Origin of the sequence: Streptosporangium sp. NPDC087985, from assembly GCF_044741965.1 — a bacterium.
Lineage (GTDB): Bacteria > Actinomycetota > Actinomycetes > Streptosporangiales > Streptosporangiaceae > Streptosporangium.
In genome coordinates, this window is the sequence record NZ_JBIUTQ010000007.1 from 48,032 (window position 1) to 67,792 (window position 19,761).

Consider the following 19,761-nt stretch of genomic DNA (forward strand, 5'->3'; position numbering starts at 1 on the left):
TGTAATCATTTCGCGAGAACTCTTTCTGGGATCGAATGGAGCAGAACAGTGCAGACCCCGCCGACCAGCACCAGCACCGGACCGGGGGGGAAGTCGAAGAGCAGGGCGAGGAAGAAGCCGCCGATGTTGAAGGCCAGCCCGAAGACGACCGACCAGCCGACCATCGCCGGCAGTGACCGGCCGACCCGGCGGGCGGCCAGGGCGGGCAGCAGGGTGAGCGCGTCGACCAGCAGCGCCCCGGTCAACCGGATGGCCGAGGCGATCGCCACCGCGATCACCACCAGCAGGATCAGGGTGAGCCGCTCCACCGCGACCCCGGAGCAGACGGCCAGCTCCCGGTCGTGCAGGAGCAGGGCCAGGTCTTTGCGGCGCAGGCCGTACAGGACCGGGACGATCACCGCCAGCGCGGCGAGCGCGACCACGTCGCCGGGGCGGGTGGCCAGGATCGACCCCCACAACAGCTCGAACGCCCCGTTGGCGTTCACCCCGGAGATCGACAGCACCAGCAGCGCCGCCGCGATGGCCAGCGTCATCAACAAGCCCATCGCACCCGACAGCCCCGCGCTGCTACGGGCCAGTGGGGTGAGCGCGCCGCCGGTCACAGCGCACAGCACCAGCGCGCACAGCAGCGGGTCCAACCCGGTCAGCAGGCCGATCGCGATGCCCAGCAGCGCGACGTGCATCATCGCGAACCGGACCGGCATGATGTCCAACCCCACGATGAACACCCCGACGATCGGCAGCGTCACCGAGCCGAGCAGCAGCGCCAGCAGGGCCAGCCGGACCGAGGGGATCTCCAGCAGTGTCCAGACCGAGTTCACCGGACCTCCCGCAACCGCCCGGCGGCCATCTCGGCCACCCGCCCGCAGGCCTGGGCGACCGCCCGGTCATGGGTGACCACCACCACGCTCACCGGCAGGCCGGCCAGCACCGCCGCCACCTGCTCCTGACCGGCGAAGTCCAGCGCCGCGGTCGGCTCGTCGGCCAGGACCAGCCCTGCTCCGGCCGCGACCTGCCCCAGCGCCCGCGCCAGGTAGGCCCGCTGCAGCTGGCCCCCCGACAGGGCGGCGAGCGGGCGTTGCAGCAGTTCGGCCACCCCCAGCTCCTCGGCTGCGGCCAGGGCCTGTTCGAGGTGGCGGCTACTGGCCAGCAGCTCGCGTACCAGCAGCGGGAAGCGTCCGGCCGCCTGCCGTTGCGGGATCCAGGCGACTTCGGTGCGGCGGCGGGTCCAGTCGGACGGCCCGCGCGCCTGCCGGCCCGCGACCTCGATCAGCCCGCTTGTCCGGCGGTGCAGGCCAAGGACCGCGCGCAGCAGCGTGCTCTTGCCGGAGCCGTTGGTGCCGGTGATCGCCAGGTGTTCACCGGGGGCGAGCGTCAGGTCAACTCCGTCCACCGCGAGGAGCCGGCCGTGCCGACAACTCACCGCCGACAGGCGCAGGCCGGCGGCGTTCACCGGGGAATCTGTGTTCACCAGGGGATCAGGGAGGGGAATGGGCATGGGCATACTCCGGCCGGGGGTGAGGGTACGGCGACAGCCGGGCGGAGCCGATCCACCCGGAAAAGCGGTAAGGGAAGGCCGGCCGGTCCTGAGGGATCAGCCGGAGACGGGCGACGGCACAGGCGGCCCACGCCGGCTCACCGCGTGGCGGAGCAACGCAGGCCGGAGGATCTCCGCAGCGAGGCAATCCGCGCGCCCTGCTCCGGGCAGCGTGTGCACCACTCCGGAATAGTTCACCAGCAGGCGGCACAGACGGACGGCAAGGCGGCCCAGCACCGCCCACAGGGCGGCCTCACCTCGCGCCAGCCACAGCGCGGTCAATGCCGCGGCCCAGCCGTGCATCACCAGCATGCCCAGGCCGGGCACCAGCCCGGAGCGACCATGGCCGCCCATCTCGGCCAGCGGCGCAAGGCTGGGTGCCGCCGACAGCAGCAGGTGCAAGGCCACCTGCACTCCTGTCAGCAGCGGCAGGATCACGCCCGTGCCACGTTCACGGCCGGTCGCGGGCAACGCCACGACGAAGGCCACCACCAAACCGCATGCGGCCGTCCGAACGCTGACCACGCCACCGGCGAAGAGGTGGGCGACGACGCCCAGCACGAGGCACGCTACGGCGAAGACAGCGGCCCGAGCGACGCGGAGAGGTAAGCCGAGGAGCATAACAGGAAGATCATTCCGTGGTGCCGGGGCGGCTCCGGCGTGAACTCCGGAACCAGACAGTCACACCGATCATCACCAGCGCGACGAGCCCGCCCCAGATCCACCCCGGAACACCCTGAGAGGTGCCCTGGCTGTCGGCCGCCGACACCGGGGCCGCTGCCACCGGAGCGGGCGAGACCGCCGCCGGGCGAGGCGACGAGGAGACCAGCGCGGCGGGCGCGGCGGGCGCGGTGAGCATGAGGAACAACCCGCAACTAAGTGTCGCCAGAACCGTTCTGCGGATGAAGCGTGGCAGATATGCCATCACAGGCTCCAGAAAAGACTCCCGGGCCGTGTTTCTGGCGCGGCCGGGTAAGGAAGGACGCTTCCGTGCGAAAGGAGAGCGTCTGGTCACGGGGCACGCCGGCCACCGGACCCTCCAGGTCCCTCAGCCGACGCGTTCCAGCGCGGGCGGGCCACGCCTGCGGAGCGCCGGGGAGATCTCCCAGCCGCCGTACGGCCGGACATCGCGAGCCGCTACGGCCTGCCAGATGGGTCGCGGTGTTTCGGCGGCGGTGATGACGAACAGCCGGATCACCGGCATCCGCATGCCGTACAGGCGGATCATGAGCCAGAGCGCGCTCTCGCCGCGATGCAGCCACCACCCCGTCAGCAACGCCACCACAAGATGGACAACCATCATGCCCAGACCGAGATGGCCGTGATCGGCGGAGAGCCCCATGTGCGGTGTCGGCGCGGCACGGGTGAACAGTTCATGTAGCAGAATCTGCGTTCCGGCGGTCGCGGGAAGCACGACTTCCAGGCCGCGCTCACGTCCGTTGAGCGCGTAGGCCAGGCAGAAGGCGACCACCGCACCGAGAAGTCCCAGATGCGGGGGGACCAGCCCACCGCCGGCCAGGGCGTGGCCACCAGCGGAGACCACGAGGCACAACGTCGCGAAGACGAGTGCTCGCAGCACGCGGAGCGCCGACGCCACTGGGGTCATAAGGGACATCCTTGCAGTCGGCCCGCTCGGGGAGAAGACCGATATCTCGAATCCTTCACCGCTACCGGAATGCGGGCTAGTGCTCCGGGCTTCAGCCCGGAGGTGAAGGCCCGCGCGTGAGTGCCCGCTAGGGCGCGAGCGTGCTCTGGACCGGGCGGTTTTGCTGCTCGATGTACTGGCGCACGATCGACAACGGTGCGCCGCCGACGCTCCCGGCGAAGTAGGAGCCCGACCACAGCTTGTTGCCCCGGTAGTAGTGGGCGGCCAGCTCGGGGAACTCTTGTCGCATCCGCCGGGACGCCACGCCCTTCAGCGAGTTGACCAGCTTGGACAGGGCGACCTTGGGCGGGAAGTCGACCAGCAGGTGGACGTGGTTGACTCCGCCGTTGAACTCGGCCAGCTCGGTCTCGAAGTCGGCGCACACGTCCCTCATGATTTCTTCCATTTGGAGAAGAAGTCGGCCCGCCGGCGTGCGGCCCGGCCGAAGAAGACCCGCCCCTCGGGGCGGGAGCAGCGCACCTACGACCAGATCGCCCGGCTGCGCGCGAAAGCCAAGCGCCGAGCCGTCGACTGGCAGCACCAGACCACCACCGAACTCGCCGACACGTTCGCTGTGATCAAGGTGGAGAAACTCGCCATCCTCAACATGGTCACATCCGTCAAGGGCACGATCGAGGCCCCGGGCAGGAACGTCGCCCAAAAGGCGGGCCTGAACCGGTCGATCAGCGGCGAGGCGTGGGGCCGGACCGTCACCCTGCTCGAATACAAGACCACCGACCGGGGCGGACAGGTCATCAAGGTCCCCGCCCCAGGCATCTCACAGACCTGCCACCGATGCGACCACCGCGATGCGGCCAGCCGCAACGGAACCGTGTTCGCCCGCGTCAACCCCGCGTGTGGGTGGGTCGGCCACGCCGACACCAACGCCGCGATAAACATCAACAACGCCGACGGATCAGCGGTGTCAGGACGTGGAGACCTCGGGGTTACCCGGTCGGTGAAGCGTCAACCCCCGCGCGCCGCTTAACCGCGACGCGACGGGAGAATCCCCGGCCCTCAGGCCGGGGAGGGGGTCAACGGATCCCTCTGTCCCTCAATGAACGCTCGCAACTCCGAGGAGTTAAGCAGGCTGCCTACCCCTACCGTTTCACCGCAGAGGAGTCCCGGATTCTTCCTCGCAACGCGGACCGTGCTGGTCAGCAGCCGCCATCTGACCTGGGTACGGCCCTTCCCCCCCGTCTTCGGGGACTCGACGGCTGCGAGGCTGACCAGATGCTGAGCGGTGACGGGGAACCTGATGACGGCCGAGTTCGCCAGCCCGTGGGGCCGGCAGTGGGCTGCTCGGTTGCTCCACAGCGCGGATCGGCAGCACTTGACGACAGCGATCGGACACGCCGACCCCCACCCGAGGATGGACGGTAGCGACCCGCCCAGGCCGCCCCTCACCCTTGAGACGCCCGTGCTTCCTACGGCGCCCGACCCTGCGCTCCTTTCAGAGGTGAGGCTTCAGCTACGGCGATCAACCTGAACGGCCTCGAACGCATTGCTTCAGCGTCAGTGAGCCCGCTGGGCGGTCCGGAAGCGAGCGGCTACGGTCTGCGGGCCGTACGGCGAGGCAGGCGTGGCGCGGAGGTGGGTGGGTGTTCCGGCCGGCGTATCAAAGGACCGCGACCGTCGCGCCCGCCAGGCCGGAGGCCTGAAACACCGGAGCGCAACCGAGACGGCCGGCCGGAACACCCGCCCACCGCAGCGCGAACACCGGCAAGCCAGAACACCCACCGCACGGACCAGAGGCCAAGCCGGAACACCCACCCACCGCAGCGCGCACCAGGAACAGCCCCGAAAACGACTCAGACGCGGCCCGGGTCTCTCAGGGAGCGGAGGTGAAGACCAGAGAGGCGTTGTGGCCGCCGAATCCGAACGAGTTGGTCAGCGCCGTCGTCAGCCGGCCGCGCCGCGGCCGGCCGGTGACGATGTCGAGTTTGACCTCCGGGTCGAGGTCGTCCAGGTTGCGGGTGGCGGGGATGACCCCGTCGCGGATCGCGAGGATCGTGGAGATCGCCCCCATTGCCCCGGCTGCGCCGCACAGGTGGCCGGTCATTGACTTGGTCGCGGTGACTGCCGGATGTGTCCCGATCGCCGCGGTGATCGAGCGGGCCTCGGTCAGGTCCCCTGCCGGGGTGGAGGTGGCGTGGGCGTGCACGTGCTCGACATCGAGCGCGTCCAGGCCGGCGGAGGCCAGTGCCAGCCGCAGGGCGCGCACCTGTCCGTCCGTGTGGCCCCCGGTGATGTGATGGGCGTCGGACGTGATGCCCGCACCGGCCAGCGTCGCATGGACGCGGGCTCCACGGGCCGCGGCGAACCCGGCACGCTCCAGGACGACCAGAGCGGCTCCCTCGCCGAGGACGAACCCGTCCCGTGCCGTATCGAAGGGCCGGGACGCCTCCTGGGGTGCGTCGTTGCGGGTGGAGAGCGCTCTGGCCTGGGCGAACCCGGCGAGGGTGAGCGGATGGACGCATGCCTCGGCGCCGCCCGCGATGACGACGTCGGCCCGGCCGAGACGGATGAGGTCCAGGCCCATCGCGATCGCCTCGGCTCCCGAGGCGCAGGCGCTCACCGGAGTGTGCGCGCCGCCGCGGGCGCCGAACTCGATGCTGACCACGGCGGCGGGCCCGTTGGGCATCAGCATGGGAACGGTGTACGGCGAGACCTTCCGCGCCCCGGATGTCTCCAGGATGTCATTTTGGGTCAGGGTGCTCAGCACGCCGCCGACGCCGGTGCCGATGACCACCGCCAGACGCTCGGGTTCCGTCTCCGGGGCTCCGGCGTCGGCCCACGCCTCGTGTGCGGCGATCAAGGCGATCTGCTGGCAGCGGTCCAGCCGTCTGGCCTTCACCCGACCAAGCACCTCGGCGGGCTCCACCTGTAGCCGGCCCGCGATCCGCACCGGCAGGTCGGCCGCCCACTCTTCCTCGATGGGGCCGATCCCGGACCGCCCGGCCAGCAGGGCGGCCCATGTGGAGGCCACATCACCGCCCAACGGTGTCGTGGCGCCCAACCCTGTGACTACCGCATCAGCTCTACCGACCGCCATCAGATGCCCCTTTTCTCCGTTATGGAACGCTTCTCCCCGGGAAGCCGTGGCAAGGTGCTCCGGCTCTGATCCACGTTGTCAGGACAGTGGTCGGCCTGGCAGGTGCGGTGGCCGACAAAGACGGCGGGGCAAAGTTTGTCGGATCTCCATGATCTTGAATCCAGGCCAAGCATCAGGTGCCGGCCGGCTGGAACATCCACCCACCGCAGCGCGCACGGCGAAAGCCGCGCACCCGGGAAACACCCAAGCAAGAGGGACGGAGCTCAGACGCGGGCCCAGTCGTGACGCTCCAGGAAGGCGCGGCCACCGGTGGCGTACTCGGCGAAGGCCTCCTGGACCGTCCCGAGGTCGGGGACGTGCGTGCGGAACATCAGGTTCTGGGCGCTGTCCTTGTACTCCAGCTCGTAGCCTGTGATCTCCGGAGACACCTGGACGAAGTGCTCACCGAAGACGACCAGCGCGGTGAACGGGTTCTGCGGTGACAGCGTGGCCAGCGCATCGGCGACGAGCCGCAGATCCGGATCGACCACGATCATCCCGTCGCCCGTGTGCATCTGCATGCCGGAGTAGACGCCCAGGGGTGCCAGGTTGTGCACCAGCCCCCGCTGCGGGTCGTAGCAGACCAGGTCGTACTCGCGGGCCAGGGCGAAGACCTCGCCCGACACCTCGTCGGCCCGCTCCGGCTCCACGGCGACCAGCGCGTACGCCGGAAAGAGCTGCGCGATCCCGGGCAGCCGCCCGGCGAACGCCGCCACTCCGGGATACGGCTCGGCAGCGGGCTCGCCGCGGCGGAGCGCCTGGAAGACGTTCTCCGCCTGCCCCTTGGTGATCGGTTCGGACTCGTGCCAGACGGCCAGTTCTACGCTCACGGTTCCATCGTCCTACAGGCGGGTCCGCAGGCCGAACGGTTGCCATCCGGGAGCGGTGTCAGGCTTGGGGCCTCTCTGCGGAGCGGACCCGGGACGGCTCAACGGTGCGGAACGGACAGCGGCCGGCGTCGACGAGGTCTCCCCTCGTCAGGAACTTCTTGAATCCGCCTATCTCTTGCGCCCTCCGCTCGTGAGAACATCCGGCTTACCCTCGCAGCCGGGTCAGACGTCGAAATCCCCGTTCTTCACGGCCTTGACGAAGGTGTTCCACTCCTCGTGGGTGAACGACAGAACGGGACCGGTACCACCGTCTTTGCTGTCCCGTACACCGACCCAGCCGTCCTGAGAAGCGATCTCAACGCACTGGCCGTTGTTGCACTTGGACCGCCAGATTGCTCCATGGAACTCCGAGCCGCTGTCCATGCGTTTCCTCCCGGAAAGATTGACAACTCTTCTATGGAAGAACGTCGCGCCGTGAGAATTATAGTATATTTTTACGTCACCGACTTGTGGTCGTTTGCTGTGGTTGCCGGGGGGCGAGTGTCTGATGTGTCATCGGATATGAATTCTGTGGCCACCCGTCGCAAGAGAAACGGCGTCGGCGGGATCTTCCGCCGACGCCGCCCCCATGGTCTCGTGCCTCCTGTATGGGAAGCCAGCTTCTACAGGTCGAACTTTCCGTCCTTGATGCTGTATATGAAAGATCGGAATTCCGCTACGGTAAATTCAAGGATCGGCCCACTCTGATCCTTGCTGTCACGCATGCCCACGTCTCCATTGGGAAGTCTGGTGATTTCCACGCAGGAGCCGTTGTTACACCGGCTTGAGACCTGCCATTCCAGAGTGGAAGGCTCGGCGAGTTTGGAAGACGTCATCGTCTCTCCATGAAAATTCGTTGGGATTGGTATGTTGTGTGATGACGGAGCGCGCCGGTCAGGCAGCGAATCTGTCGTATGCCCTCGCGATGTGTGCACCTGATTCTTGTGGGCTCAGGGCCACTGCGCGAAGATGGTTGAGCGTTTCTCTGAAACGTTCAATTTCTCTGGCTTTCTCCAGGTAGAAGCTACCCATGAGGGTGTCCAGGTACACCGTGTCCCCGATCGTGGGATCGGAAAACTCCAATAAAACGAAAGCGCTGTCGAACCCCATGTGGGCGCCGATGACGAAGGGGATCACCTGAATGGTCACGTGGGGGAGTTCGGAGGCTTTCTTGAGGTGCTCCAACTGTTTCCTCATGACATCGGCCCCGCCCACATGGCGATGCAGCACGGATTCGTCGAGAAGAACCCAGTATTTAGGCGGGAGGGGGCCGTGCAGGCGTTCCTGGCGTCTCAGCCGGTAGGTGACCCGCTCTTCCAGCACGTCCGGATCTATCCTGGGCAGGTATCCCCTGATGACCGCGCGAGCATAGTCCTCGGTCTGGAGGAGTCCCGGGACGGTTGTCGTCTCGTATTCGGAGATCGACGTGGCATCGATCTCCAGACCGAGAAACGGGCGGAAATCGACGTCTTCCGTCTCCTGCCACCACACCTGTTGTTTGGCCTCTCGGGCCAAGGACATCAGGGCGTCGATCTGCGCCTGGTCGGTCATCCCGTAGAAGAGGCAGAGGTCGCGCACGTCCCGGGGGAGCGCGCCGCGCTGGGCGGTCTCGATCCGACTGATCTTCGCCGGCGAACACTCGAGCTGTTCGGCGGCCTCCCTGATGCTCTTCCCGGCCTGTTCACGGAGCTCGCGCAGACGGCTGGCGAGTTGTCGGCGGCGCAGAGTGGGGTTGTTACCGGCCATCGGCACTCACCTCTTTTTCCCCGATGGTGCAGGCGGCTGCCGCCTCCTCCAGGAGGTCTTCCCAGGTCGCAGCGATGGTAACAGTCAAACGGCATTCTCGTCTGGCAATCTCACAAGGTAACCGCCAAGGGTATATTCATATGGCAATTGCCAATGGCAGTCGTCGATGGCGCAGACTCGGGTAAAGGGAAAGCACGGCCCCGTAGGGGCGAACCTTCAAGGGGGTGATGGTCCTTGAAGCACAACATCGAGATACGTGACGATCGCTGGATCGGCGTAGGAAGCCTACTGATCATTTGCCTGCGGGCGCTGGACGCCCGGATTTTCGCGGAACTGGACGCGTTCATGTGGGTGCAGGAATGGGAGACCGATCGCGGCCGGCTGTTCCGGCGCACCTACCGTGATCCCAGGTTCGGCACCCTGCTGGAATGCGGCCTGTGCCACGGCGAGGACACGACCGGCAGGCGGGAGCCGTGCTCGCTCTGCGACGGCACCGGGCGGATCGACTGGCTCAGGTCGGAAGTGCACGATGAGCCGTAAGCCGGGCGCGCGGCGATCTTCCCGCCGGCGGCGTATGTCCGTGGTTGTTGATGTCATCCGTGTCGCGTCGGCACCGGGACCGATCGAGGAGTCAATGTCATCAGATGGGACCAGTTCACAGTGACAGGTGGGGGAACGTGCGCATGAGAAGGAGAACACAGGGCATGTTTCCACATCGCTGAAGGGCGGTGCGATGATCGAGGTCTGGCCGGGTTATCCCTCACCTCTCAACGACGACCCGTTCCCGTTGCTGTTCAACGCCCACCACGACGTCATCAAATTCACGGTTCCGAAGGACGAAGGACTACGGCGACATGTGGCTGACGGAGGTCGATACGGCGATGCCGATCACAGTGAACACCCGGATCTGCCGGGCAGGGGAGGACGTACCGGTGGCCGGCAGGTCAGTGAGGGTGGTGCGGCGTGTCTGAGCCGTTCACGGTGCCGACCTCGACCTACCGGATCCAGCTGACCCCCGACTTCGGGTTCGCCGAGGTGGCCGCGCTCGCTCCCTACCTGCGGGATCTGGGGGTCAGCCACGTCTATCTGTCGCCCATCCTGCAGGCCTTCCCCGAGTCACGGCACGGCTACGACGTGACCGACCACTCCCGGATCCGGGCGGAGTTCGGCGGGATCGAGGGTCTGCGGACGCTGGCGGCGACGCTGGCCGCGCACGGGCTGGGAACGGTCGTGGACATCGTGCCCAACCACATGACGATCCCGGTGCCCGAGTCGGGCAACGCGCCGCTCTGGTCGGTGCTCAAGGACGGGCAGGCGTCGCCGTACGCGCCGTGGTTCGACATCGACTGGGCCGGCGGCAAGGTGAACATGCCGGTGATCGGCGATGCCACCGAGCCGGTGGTGGACGGCGACGTGCTGCGCTACCACGACCACGAGTTCCCCTTCCCCGACACCCACTACCGGCTGGTCGACTGGCGCCAGGGACCCGGCTACCGGCGTTTCTTCGACGTGTCCTCGCTGATCGGGCTGCGCGTGGAGGAGCCGGAGGTCTTCGGCGCCACCCACGAGGTCATCCTGAAGCTGGTCGCCGAGGGGGCCGTCCACGGCCTGCGGGTGGATCATCCCGACGGGCTGGCCGAGCCCCGCGGTTACCTGTCCCGGCTCCGTGAGGCCTCGGGTGTGTGGACCGTGGCGGAGAAGATCCTGATCGGCTCGGAGCGGCTGCCCGCGGACTGGGACTGCGACGGCACCACCGGCTACGACGTGCTCAACCGGATCACCAGACTGTTCGTGGATCCCGAGGGGAGCGGACGGCTGGTGGAGCTGTTCGTCACCCACACCGGCATGCCGCACGACTACGCCACCGTGGTCCGGCGGTCCAAGCGGGAGGTCATCGACCTGTTCTTCACCGCAGAGGTCGACCGGCTGCACGCCGTTGTCGGCTCCGACCGCGAGACCCTGGTGGAACTGCTCGTCGCGATGCCGGTCTACCGGGCGTACGCGGTGCCGGGAGAGCAGGTGCCCGAGGTCGCGGCCTCGATCGTCGAGACGGCCGGGCAGGTCGCCGCCACCCGGCTGCCCGAGGGTGCCCCGGTCGCGGAGGTCGTCGGCAGGGTGCTGCGCGGTCCGGCCGACGCGGTCATCCGCTTCCAGCAGATCTGCGGACCGGTGATGGCCAAGGGGGTGGAGGACACCGCGCTCTACCGGTGGTACCCGCTGGCGTGCCTGAACGAGGTGGGCGGGGAACCGGACCACTTCGCCGGGACCGTCGGCGAGTTCCACATGTTCGCTCAGGAGATGTCACCGACCACGATGACGACGCTGTCCACGCACGACACCAAACGCTCCGAGGACGTGCGCGCCCGGCTGGCCGTGCTGTCGGAGCTGCCCGGGGAGTGGGCGGCGGCGGTCGGGGAGTGGGCGGCGAAGGTCTCCTTCGACCCGGCGCTGGACTACCTGGCCTGGCAGAACCTGATGGCCGCGTGGCCGATCAGCCAGGACAGGTTCTTCGACTACCTGTTCAAGGCGGCCCGCGAGGCCAAGACCTCGATCTCCTGGGCCGCTCCCGACCCCGACTACGAGGCGGGCCTCCGCAGCTTCGTCACCCGGGCGATCGCCGAGTGCGGCGCCTCGATCGCGGAGTTCGCCGCCGGGATCGAGCCGTACGCCCGGTCCAACTCGCTGGGCCAGAAGCTCGTCCAGCTCATGCTGCCGGGTGTGCCTGACCTCTACTGGGGCAACGAGATCACTGACTTCTCCCTGGTGGACCCGGACAACCGCCGCCCGGTGGACTTCCCGCTCCGCCGCCAGATGCTCGCCGGGGAGGGTGGGACGCCCTGGGACGAGGCCAAGCTGCTGGTCACCACCCGGGCGCTGAACCTGCGGCGGCGGCTGGATCCGGCTGCGCCGTACGTCCCGCTGGACGGCGGTGAGCACGTGGTCGCCTTCGCACGCGGGGAGCGGGCGGTGGCGGTGGCCACCCGGCTGCCGGTAGGCCTGGCGCGGCGCGGCGGCTGGGGAGACGAGACGGTCATGCTGCCGCATGGCACGTGGCGCGACCTGCTGACCGGTGCCGAGCACACCGGCCGTATCCCGCTGGCCCACCTGCTGTCGGCCTACCCTGTCGCGCTTCTGGAAGGGGAGTAGCCCGTGTTCGAAGTCTGGGCGCCGCAGGCGACCGCGGTCGACGTGGAGATCGGCGAGATCCGCTATCCGATGGACGCCAGGGTGGGCGGCTGGTGGTCGGTGGAGGTGCCGGGGGCCGGTCACGGGACCGACTACCGGTTCCGGCTGGACGGCGGCGAACCGCTGCCGGATCCCCGGACCCGGTGGCAGCCCGAGGGGATCTTCGGGCCGAGCCGGGTCTACGAGCACGACCGGTACGTGTGGGGTGACGAGCTGTGGCGCGGGCGCGGCCTGCCCGGGGCGGTGATCTACGAGCTGCACGTCGGCGCCTTCACTCCCTCAGGGACCTTCGAGGCGGCGATCGAGAAGCTGGAGCACCTCACCACGCTCGGTGTCGACTTCGTCGAGGTCATGCCGGTGCCGCCGGTGCCGGGAGAGCGTAACTGGGGCTACGACGGGGTCGATCTGTGGGCCGTCACCGACAACTACGGCGGTCCCGACGGGTTCAAACGCTTTGTGGACGCCTGCCACCGGCAGGGCCTCGGTGTGATCCTGGACGTCGTCTACAACCATCTCGGCCCGTCCGGGAACTTTCTGGCCCCGTTCGGCCCCTATTTCCACCCCAGTGCCTCCTCCTTCTGGGGCCAGGCGGTCAACCTGGACGGTCCCGGCTCCGACGAGGTGCGCCGCTACTTCGTCGGCAACGCGCTGCAGTGGCTGCGCGACTACCATGTCGACGGCCTGCGGCTGGACGCCGTGCACGCGCTGCACGACAGGCGGGCCGTGCACCTGCTGGAGGAGATGGCCGTCGAGGTGGAGGCGCTGTCGGCGGCCGTGGGCAGGCCCCTGACGCTCATCGCCGAGTCCGATCTCAACGACCCCCGGCTGGTGACCCCGCGCGAGGCCGGTGGATACGGCCTGGCCGCGGCCTGGAACGACGACGTCCACCATGCCCTGCACGTGGCGGTGACCGGGGAACGGCACGGCTACTACGACGACTTCGCCGGGGCCCTGCCCAAGGTCCTCACCTCGGCCTACTTCCACGACGGCAGCTTCTCGACCTTCAGGGGGCGCTCGCACGGCCGCCCGGCCCGCCACGTGCCCGGCTACCGCTCCGTCTGCTCCGCGCAGAACCACGACCAGATCGGCAACCGGGCCGAGGGCGACCGGATGGCGCCGGAGGCGCTGCGACTGGCCGCCGGGCTGCTGCTGACCTCGCCGTTCACCCCGATGCTGTTCATGGGCGAGGAGTGGGGTGCGCGCACGCCGTTCCTGTTCTTCACCGACCACGTCGAGCCGCGGCTCCGTGACGGCGAGGCGGACCGGCGGCGGCGGGAGTTCGTCGGCTTCGGTTACGACGACTGGGCCGACAAGGCGCCGGACCCGGGGGAGGAGCTGACGTTCCTGCGCTCCAAGCTCGACTGGAGCGAGCTCGACGACGCCGCCCACCGGGCCCATCTCGACTGGTATCGGGCTCTGATCGCGCTGCGCCGCGCGCATCCGGACCTGTCGGACCCGAGGCTGGAGCGGGTCCGGGTCGAGCATGGTGAGACCTGGCTGGTCGTCCACCGGGGAGCGTTCCGGGTCGCCGCGAATCTCGGCGCGGTCCCGCTCACGGTACGGCTGGCGCCCGGCCAGGTCCTGCTCGCCTCCGACCCGGGCGTCCGCTTCGGTGATGACCCCGTCCCCTCGGGTTTCGGTGAGGGTCTGATCCTGCCCGCCCGCTCCCTGGCGGTGATCCGGCCAGGCGGGCACGGGCTCTGACCGTCGTGCCGGTTCGGAGCGCCGGCGGCTCACACGGGGACGTGGTTCCGGAGACGGAGCCCATCAGGACAGGGCCGGAGATATGTCTGGTCCCGGATGTACCCCGCGGCCTCGCCCCGGGCGTGATGCCGGAGCAGGGTCACCGGCACACTGAGCGCCACCAGGCCGGCCTGGTAGGAGGCGATGACCTCCGCCAGGTCGGTCCGGTGGACCGGGTCGAGCCGGCCGCTCATCATGCCCACGCAGTGCTGGAGCACGTTGACGTGACGGCCGATGCTCGTCTTCCCGGCGAGGGCCGTACTGAAGACGTACGTGTACTCGGCGGCCAGTTCCGCCCGGTCGAGCGTGCCCGCGCGGGCCACGATCCGCCCGGCCTCGCGGTAGGCGGCGGGATCGTGGGAGAGCAGCTGCATCTTGTGGCGGGAGTGGAAGGCGACCAGGTCACGCGGGTGCCAGTCGCCCCCCAGCAGAGCCCGCAGCCGGGCGTGCGCGAAGATCCGCTCCACGAAGTTCTCGCGGAGCAGCGGGTCGTTCAGCCGTCCCTCGTCCTCCACCGGCAGGAGCGGATGGGCGTCGATGATCCGGGCCGCGAACACCCCCCGGTTTTTGCGGTCGACGGCCACGTCCCCGGCGTAGAGGGGGACGCCGTGCACGCCGCAGCTGGGACTTCTGGCCTTGAAGACGTAGCCGTCCACGTCGAGGGTGCGTGCCCGTTCGCCGGCCAGCATCGCAATCCTGCCGGTGAGATCCGCCCGGGTCCCGCTGGTGACCAGGCGCGGGCCCCCGGGCGAGCGCTCGAGCCGGAGGCTCTCACGCGGAGTGCCGAGGCCGATCTCCATCTCCGGGCAGATCGGCACCCAGTCGACGTAGAGGTCCAGCTCGTTGCTGATGAACCTGTCGCGGCTGTGGCCGCCGTTGAAACGCACCATCTGGCCCGTGAGGCAGCTGGACACCGCGACCCGGGGTCTGACCTGGCCGTCCGTGTCATCGTCCATGTGGTGATTCATGCCACGGACGCTCTCGTTCATGCCATGGACGCCCTCATTCAAGCCGCGATCGGAGTGAGGAGGTCCGACAGGCGGCGCAGGTCGGCCACGTCGTAGTGGCGCTATCTGTCCGAGCTGGACGCTGTGCCGCCGACGGTGCCGGGCGGAACGATTCGTCCTCTCCGCGCGTCGCAAAGGTGTGACCTCCTTCGACAGCATCGACGATGACCTGCACGCCGCCCAAGATCGGGTGCGACGGCTGGAACAGCTGACCAGGCAGCGGCAGACGGTGACCGTACAGCTCGACGAGGTCGGGCAGCTCATCAGTGACCTGGAGCACCGGCTCGTCAAGGAGGAGCGTGACGTCTCCCGGTTGGAGAGCGGGGGCTTCACGGCGTTCCTGTCCGGACTCGCCGGGTCCAAGGAAGAACGGCTTGTCAAGGAGCGGGCTGAGGCGCAGGCCGTGCGGCAGCGTCTGGACGGGCAGCGGACCCGTCTCGAATGGCTCCGGGCCGACCAGGCGGCCGTGGAGCGCGGCCTGGCCGAGATCGGTCCGGCCCATGAGGAGTTCGCCGGGCTGCTCGCACGGAAGGAACGTCTGCTTATCGAGTCGGCAGACTCCAGGGGACGCGAGCTCACCGAGATCGGCCGCCGGCTGGCCGACATCCACGCCGACCTCCGCGAACACGAGGAGGCCCACCAGGCCGGGATCGCCGCCGTCCACGCGGTCGGTCAGGTCCTGCACTGCCTCGGCAACGCCCGCGGCGCCTCCACCTGGGACATGCTGGGCGGTGGCATTTTCGCGGACATGGTGGAGCACGGGCACCTGCGCAACGCGGACGAGGCCGCCTGGTATGCCCAGCGCGCGCTGGACGCCTTCTCCCGGGAGCTCGCCGATGTCGGGGTGCGCGTCGCCCCGCAGCTGCCCCAGGTGGACACCCGCTGGTTCGTCGACGCGTTCTTCGACAACATCATCGTCGACGCGATCAAGCACCGGCGGATCGCCCGTACCGGGCAGGCCGTCGCCGAGGTGGCCCAGTGGGCGAACGACATGGTGAACGAGCTGGCCGTCCGCCGTGGCGATCTGGTGCGCCGTCGCGACTCCCTCGTCGCCCGCCGCGAGGAGGTGCTCACCGGCTGAGAAGGAGATCCGTCCGGTGGGCTGACGGGACCGGCCAACGGTGGCAAGCTCGGGGCTGAAGGCACCGCACCGTCTCGATGGAGGGCAGCATGTCGACGCCCCTTGTGGTTCCGTTCCTGCGATACCAGGATGCTCCGGCGGCCATCGAGTGGCTGGGCAAGGTCTTCGGCTTCCGGGCGGCGCTCACGGTCCCCGGGCCGAACGGTGGCATCGTCTACGCCCGGCTCGTGCTGGGAGACGCTGTGATCATGCTCGCCTCGGTCCGTGCCGGCGAGCCGTACCTGCGCAGTGCCCTGGATCTACCGGCGGTCAGTCAGGGGGTGTTCGTCGTGGTGGAGGACCTGGACGCCCACTACGAGCGGGCCGACGAGATGGGCGCGGAGATCGTGGTGGAGATCGAGGCCACCCCCGAGGGCACCAGGGTCTATCTGGCTTTCGACCTGGAAGGTCAACTCTGGGCCTTCGGGGACGGCTTCGCGGTCAACGACTGACCTCAGTGCTCGTGGCCGTGGCCCTCGTGGTCATGGTCGTCGTCCTCGTCCGAGGGGCCGTCGGAGGGCTCCACACCCAGCACGGCCTCACGGGGCTCGATCTGCTCGACGTGCTCGATCAGACCCAGGACGTGGTCCGGCTCGATGAGCCACTGCAGCGCCGTGGCGCCGGTGTCGTCGGCGGAGACCATCTCCGCCTGCTCCCGGCGCTCGTCGTCGTCCAGGTCGGCGTCCGGGTGGTTGATCTCCTTCAGTGCGGCGGCCTGGAGCCCGCCCAGGTCCTGCACCTCAACAGTAAGCTCAACCGTCAGACGCAGATAGCGTTCAGTGCCCGATTCATCACTCATGGTGGAAATCCTAGTGCCCTCGCGAAGGGGGATTGCCCCTAAGGGAGCTTCCACTCCACCGGCGTCGCGCCCTGCTGCACGAGGAGCTCGTTGGCACGGCTGAACGGGCGGGAGCCGAAGAAGCCGCTGCGGGCCGACAGGGGGCTCGGGTGGGCCGACTCGATGGCCGGGATGTCGCCGAGCATCGGGCGCAGGGAGCGGGCGTCACGGCCCCACAGGATCGCCACCAGCGGTCTGCCGCGCGCGACAAGCGCCTTGATGGCCTGCTCGGTGACCTCCTCCCAGCCCTTGCCCCGGTGCGAGGCGGGCTTGCCCGGCATGACGGTGAGCACCCTGTTGAGCAGCAGCACGCCGTGCTCGGCCCACGGGGTCAGGTCGCCGTTGCTCGGCATCGGCAGCCCGAGGTCCTCGGTGAGCTCCTTGTAGATGTTGCGCAGGCTCCCTGGGATGGGCCGTACGTCGGCGGCCACCGAGAAGCTCAGGCCGATCGGGTGACCCGGCGTGGGGTAGGGGTCCTGACCGACGATGAGCACCTTGACCTGGTCGAAGGGCTGCTGGAAGGCGCGGAGCACGTTGGGGCCCGAGGGGAGGTACTGCCTGCCTTCGGCGACCTCCTTGCGGAGGAAGTCGCCCATCGCGGCGATCCTGCCGGCGACGGGCTCCAGGGCCGTGGCCCAACCGGCTTCCACGACTTCGTTCAAAGGGCGTGTGGACATGCCGAAAACCCTATCGAGGTTTGAGGTCCGGTACGGCTTGCCCCTGAAATCTGGGCAAGCCGTACCGGGCCTGCCCCTTTATTTCACCGAGCCGGCCATCATGCCCTGCACGAAGTACCGCTGGAAGGCGAAGAACAGCACCAGCGGGATGATCAGTGACAGGAAGGCGCCCGGCGCCAGGACGTCGACGTTGGCGCTGAACTGCCGCATCTGGGACTGCAGGGCCTTGGTCATCGGCTGATTCTCGGCGTTGGCGAAGACCAGGGCGACGAGCAGGTCGTTCCAGACCCAGAGGAACTGGAAGATGCCGAGCGAGGCGACCGCGGGCTTGGCCAGCGGGAACACCACGGTCGAGAAGATCTTCCACTCGCCCGCGCCGTCCATCCGCGCCGCTTCGAGCAGCGAGCGCGGGATGCCCGCGAAGAAGTTGCGGAGCAGGAAGATGGCGAAGGGGAGTCCGAAGGCGACGTGGAAGAGCACCACGCCGGCGATGGAGCCGAAGATCCCGAGGGTGCCGTAGAGCTTCGCGATCGGGATCAGCGCGATCTGGATCGGCACCACCAGCAGGCCGACCACGACCAGGAACAGCGCGTCCCTGCCCGGGAACTCCATCCAGGCGAACGCGTAGGCCGCCATGGCCGCGATGCCGATCACCAGGACGGTGGTGGGCACCGTGATGAACACGGTGTTCCAGAACGACGCGGTGAACCCGGTGGCCAGCAGGTCGGAGTAGTTCCCGAGGGTCAGCTCGGCTGGCTTGGTGAGGGCCGTCCACCAGCCGGTGGAGTTGTTGGCCGTCTCCTCGCGGATCGAGACCACGAACAGTCCGAGGGTGGGGACCAGCCAGAACACGCCGATCAGCACCAGCGCCGCCTGGAGGACGCCACCGCCGACCTTGTCCACGATCCGGCCGAGGACACCGCGTGGCGGAGCGCCCAGGGTGGAGGTTGTCACTGGTTGTCCCTCCTGAACCGGCGGATGTTGAGAATCATGAAGGGCAGCACGAGGAGGAGCAGGAGGATGGCCAGCGCGCTGCCCAGCCCCTGGTTGCCGCCGCCGCCGAAGGAGACCCGCCACATCTCCAGCGCGATCACGTTGGCCTGCGGCTGCACCGATCCCGGTGCGATGACGAAGACCAGGTCGAAGACCTTCAGGGTATTGATGATCATTGTGACGAACACGACGAGCAGCACCGGGGAGAGCAGCGGAACGGTGATCTTGCGGAACACCTGCCATTCAGTGGCGCCGTCGATGCGGGCCGCTTCCAGCGCGTCACGGGGGATGGCCGCGAGTCCGGCCGCGATCAGCACCATGGAGAACCCGGCCCACACCCAGATGAACGCGCCGATGATCGCCGGAGTGATCAGCGTCGGGCCCAGCCAGGAGATCCCGTTGAAGGCCGCTGTGAAGTTCGACTGCGGCAGCCGTACCGTGTAGTCGCCCGGAGCGAGCCCGGCGAAGCGGAAGGTCCCATCGGCCTCCGTGGTGGCGGTGGCCCTGACGGTGCCGTCCCGCACCGCCTCGACCGTTACCCCGGCCAGGGCCTTCTCGGTGCCGTCCACCTGGTTGACCGTGCCGCCGCCGCCCTGGGTGAAGTCCACCCACACGGTCCCGGCGAGTTCGCCCGGACCCGGCTGGGCCGTCTTCGCCGCCGAGGCCGAGGCGAGGGTCTCGGGTTTCACGCCCACCAGCGGGATGAGTACGGCCTGCCCGGGTGTGGCGGCCTGCTTGGTCACCACCGCGCCCTGCTGGACGGCGACCGGCGACTGGTCGTTCTCCCGGGGACGGGCGTCCGGGTAGCCCGTGCTGGAGTCGAAGACGTCCTGGACCGAGGTGATGACGGCGTTGGCCACGCCCAGATCCGGGTCCTGCTCGTACACCAGGCGGAAGATGACGCCGGAGGCCATCAGGGAGACGGCCATCGGCATGAACACGATCAGCTTGAACGCGGTCGCCCAGCGGATCCGCTCGGTCAGCACCGCGAAGATCAGGCCGACCGCGGTGACCAGGGTGGGAGCCACCACGACCCAGATCAGGTTGTTCCTGATCGTGGTCAGGGTGGAGGTGTCGCTGAAGATCGACGCGTAGTTCTCCACGCCGACGAAGGTGTCGCCGTTGGCGTCGTAGAAGCTACGGAAGATCGAGTAGATGATCGGGTAGATCACCATCGCGCCGAGCAGGACCGCGCCCGGCAGCAGGAACCAGATCGCCAGCCTCGGCGGCGGTCCCAGCCTGGTGGCGCCGCGCGGTGGCGCCGCCGGTGCCGCGGGTCCGTCTAACCGGTCGGTCACGGCCTCCC

The 19,761-nt window shown here is 68.6% G+C and carries 21 protein-coding genes and 1 pseudogene; 6 read left to right on the plus strand and 16 right to left on the minus strand.

The window, feature by feature from the left end; all coding sequences use genetic code 11:
* Positions 1 to 5 precede the first annotated feature (5 nt).
* The 6 genes and pseudogenes from ACIN94_RS16345 to tnpA form a co-directional block, all read right to left on the minus strand.
* Complete coding sequence (locus ACIN94_RS16345; RefSeq protein WP_400706012.1) at positions 6 to 821, minus strand: metal ABC transporter permease; 816 nt, start codon at positions 819 to 821, stop codon at positions 6 to 8.
* Entirely contained in the window at positions 818 to 1,471 is a 654-nt protein-coding gene (locus tag ACIN94_RS16350) for a metal ABC transporter ATP-binding protein (protein WP_400706015.1), read from the minus strand. Before ACIN94_RS16350 ends, ACIN94_RS16345 begins: the two co-directional genes overlap by 4 nt.
* A gap of 123 nt (positions 1,472 to 1,594) precedes the next feature.
* Positions 1,595 to 2,098 carry an MFS transporter gene (locus ACIN94_RS16355; RefSeq protein ID WP_400706018.1) on the minus strand — a complete coding sequence of 168 codons (504 nt, stop codon included), beginning with the start codon at positions 2,096 to 2,098 and terminating at the stop codon, positions 1,595 to 1,597.
* A gap of 70 nt (positions 2,099 to 2,168) precedes the next feature.
* Positions 2,169 to 2,462 (minus strand): hypothetical protein, encoded by a 294-nt coding sequence (locus tag ACIN94_RS16360; protein WP_400706021.1) that lies wholly within the window; start codon positions 2,460 to 2,462, stop codon positions 2,169 to 2,171.
* Positions 2,463 to 2,585: 123 nt separating this feature from the next.
* A complete protein-coding gene (locus ACIN94_RS16365; RefSeq protein WP_400706024.1) occupies positions 2,586 to 3,143 on the minus strand; it encodes a hypothetical protein in 558 nt (185 codons plus the stop codon).
* A 127-nt stretch (positions 3,144 to 3,270) separates the two neighbouring features.
* A pseudogene (gene tnpA / locus ACIN94_RS16370) lies at positions 3,271 to 3,570 on the minus strand (IS200/IS605 family transposase); the annotation flags it as partial.
* A gap of 18 nt (positions 3,571 to 3,588) precedes the next feature.
* Here tnpA and ACIN94_RS16375 point away from each other — a divergent pair.
* Entirely contained in the window at positions 3,589 to 4,170 is a 582-nt protein-coding gene (locus ACIN94_RS16375) for an RNA-guided endonuclease InsQ/TnpB family protein (RefSeq protein WP_400706027.1), read from the plus strand.
* An 843-nt stretch (positions 4,171 to 5,013) separates the two neighbouring features.
* Here ACIN94_RS16375 and ACIN94_RS16380 read toward each other — a convergent pair.
* The 5 genes from ACIN94_RS16380 to ACIN94_RS16400 form a co-directional block, all read right to left on the minus strand.
* Positions 5,014 to 6,237, minus strand: a complete 1,224-nt coding sequence (locus ACIN94_RS16380; RefSeq protein WP_400706030.1) for a beta-ketoacyl-[acyl-carrier-protein] synthase family protein — start codon at positions 6,235 to 6,237, stop codon at positions 5,014 to 5,016.
* A 263-nt stretch (positions 6,238 to 6,500) separates the two neighbouring features.
* Positions 6,501 to 7,106: a hypothetical protein gene (locus ACIN94_RS16385; protein WP_400706033.1), complete on the minus strand. Its 606-nt coding sequence runs from the start codon at positions 7,104 to 7,106 to the stop codon at positions 6,501 to 6,503.
* Between the two features lie 222 nt (positions 7,107 to 7,328).
* Complete coding sequence (locus tag ACIN94_RS16390) at positions 7,329 to 7,529, minus strand: DUF397 domain-containing protein (protein WP_400706036.1); 201 nt, start codon at positions 7,527 to 7,529, stop codon at positions 7,329 to 7,331.
* Between the two features lie 239 nt (positions 7,530 to 7,768).
* Complete coding sequence (locus ACIN94_RS16395) at positions 7,769 to 7,981, minus strand: DUF397 domain-containing protein (RefSeq protein WP_400706039.1); 213 nt, start codon at positions 7,979 to 7,981, stop codon at positions 7,769 to 7,771.
* Between the two features lie 58 nt (positions 7,982 to 8,039).
* A complete protein-coding gene (locus tag ACIN94_RS16400; RefSeq protein WP_400706042.1) occupies positions 8,040 to 8,891 on the minus strand; it encodes a helix-turn-helix domain-containing protein in 852 nt (283 codons plus the stop codon).
* A gap of 234 nt (positions 8,892 to 9,125) precedes the next feature.
* Between ACIN94_RS16400 and ACIN94_RS16405 the strand changes: the two genes are divergently transcribed.
* The 3 genes from ACIN94_RS16405 (at position 9,126) to treZ (ending at position 13,781) form a co-directional block, all read left to right on the plus strand.
* Complete coding sequence (locus tag ACIN94_RS16405; protein ID WP_400706045.1) at positions 9,126 to 9,431, plus strand: hypothetical protein; 306 nt, start codon at positions 9,126 to 9,128, stop codon at positions 9,429 to 9,431.
* A gap of 423 nt (positions 9,432 to 9,854) precedes the next feature.
* A complete protein-coding gene (gene treY, locus ACIN94_RS16410) occupies positions 9,855 to 12,038 on the plus strand; it encodes a malto-oligosyltrehalose synthase (protein ID WP_400706048.1) in 2,184 nt (727 codons plus the stop codon).
* A 3-nt stretch (positions 12,039 to 12,041) separates the two neighbouring features.
* Complete coding sequence (treZ, locus tag ACIN94_RS16415; RefSeq protein WP_400706051.1) at positions 12,042 to 13,781, plus strand: malto-oligosyltrehalose trehalohydrolase; 1,740 nt, start codon at positions 12,042 to 12,044, stop codon at positions 13,779 to 13,781.
* Positions 13,782 to 13,810: 29 nt separating this feature from the next.
* Here treZ and ACIN94_RS16420 read toward each other — a convergent pair whose 3' ends face one another.
* Positions 13,811 to 14,776 carry a YbgA family protein gene (locus ACIN94_RS16420; protein ID WP_400706054.1) on the minus strand — a complete coding sequence of 322 codons (966 nt, stop codon included), beginning with the start codon at positions 14,774 to 14,776 and terminating at the stop codon, positions 13,811 to 13,813.
* A 190-nt stretch (positions 14,777 to 14,966) separates the two neighbouring features.
* Here ACIN94_RS16420 and ACIN94_RS16425 point away from each other — a divergent pair, with 190 nt between their 5' ends.
* Entirely contained in the window at positions 14,967 to 15,908 is a 942-nt protein-coding gene (locus ACIN94_RS16425) for a hypothetical protein (protein WP_400706057.1), read from the plus strand.
* A gap of 89 nt (positions 15,909 to 15,997) precedes the next feature.
* A complete protein-coding gene (locus tag ACIN94_RS16430) occupies positions 15,998 to 16,399 on the plus strand; it encodes a VOC family protein (RefSeq protein ID WP_400706060.1) in 402 nt (133 codons plus the stop codon).
* Between the two features lie 2 nt (positions 16,400 to 16,401).
* Here ACIN94_RS16430 and ACIN94_RS16435 read toward each other — a convergent pair whose 3' ends face one another.
* The 4 genes from ACIN94_RS16435 to ACIN94_RS16450 form a co-directional block, all read right to left on the minus strand.
* A complete protein-coding gene (locus ACIN94_RS16435; protein ID WP_400706063.1) occupies positions 16,402 to 16,746 on the minus strand; it encodes a hypothetical protein in 345 nt (114 codons plus the stop codon).
* A gap of 38 nt (positions 16,747 to 16,784) precedes the next feature.
* On the minus strand, positions 16,785 to 17,462 hold the full coding sequence (locus tag ACIN94_RS16440; RefSeq protein ID WP_400706066.1) for a uracil-DNA glycosylase: 678 nt from the start codon (positions 17,460 to 17,462) through the stop codon (positions 16,785 to 16,787).
* Positions 17,463 to 17,540: 78 nt separating this feature from the next.
* Positions 17,541 to 18,416 carry a carbohydrate ABC transporter permease gene (locus ACIN94_RS16445; RefSeq protein ID WP_400706069.1) on the minus strand — a complete coding sequence of 292 codons (876 nt, stop codon included), beginning with the start codon at positions 18,414 to 18,416 and terminating at the stop codon, positions 17,541 to 17,543.
* Entirely contained in the window at positions 18,413 to 19,753 is a 1,341-nt protein-coding gene (locus tag ACIN94_RS16450) for an ABC transporter permease subunit (protein ID WP_400706072.1), read from the minus strand. The genes ACIN94_RS16445 and ACIN94_RS16450 overlap by 4 nt, the downstream gene beginning before the upstream one ends.
* Positions 19,754 to 19,761: the final 8 nt, after the last annotated feature.

Coding starts and splice junctions, on each gene's coding strand:
- ACIN94_RS16360 (WP_400706021.1), bottom strand. CDS start 2,462: ATGGCATATCTGCCACGCTTCATCCGCAGAACGGTTCTGGCGACACTT.
- ACIN94_RS16365 (WP_400706024.1), bottom strand. CDS start 3,143: ATGACCCCAGTGGCGTCGGCGCTCCGCGTGCTGCGAGCACTCGTCTTC.
- ACIN94_RS16380 (WP_400706030.1), bottom strand. CDS start 6,237: ATGGCGGTCGGTAGAGCTGATGCGGTAGTCACAGGGTTGGGCGCCACG.
- ACIN94_RS16390 (WP_400706036.1), bottom strand. CDS start 7,529: ATGGACAGCGGCTCGGAGTTCCATGGAGCAATCTGGCGGTCCAAGTGC.
- ACIN94_RS16395 (WP_400706039.1), bottom strand. CDS start 7,981: ATGACGTCTTCCAAACTCGCCGAGCCTTCCACTCTGGAATGGCAGGTC.
- ACIN94_RS16400 (WP_400706042.1), bottom strand. CDS start 8,891: ATGGCCGGTAACAACCCCACTCTGCGCCGCCGACAACTCGCCAGCCGT.
- ACIN94_RS16420 (WP_400706054.1), bottom strand. CDS start 14,776: ATGGACGATGACACGGACGGCCAGGTCAGACCCCGGGTCGCGGTGTCC.
- ACIN94_RS16430 (WP_400706060.1), top strand. CDS start 15,998: ATGTCGACGCCCCTTGTGGTTCCGTTCCTGCGATACCAGGATGCTCCG.
- ACIN94_RS16435 (WP_400706063.1), bottom strand. CDS start 16,746: ATGAGTGATGAATCGGGCACTGAACGCTATCTGCGTCTGACGGTTGAG.
- ACIN94_RS16440 (WP_400706066.1), bottom strand. CDS start 17,462: ATGTCCACACGCCCTTTGAACGAAGTCGTGGAAGCCGGTTGGGCCACG.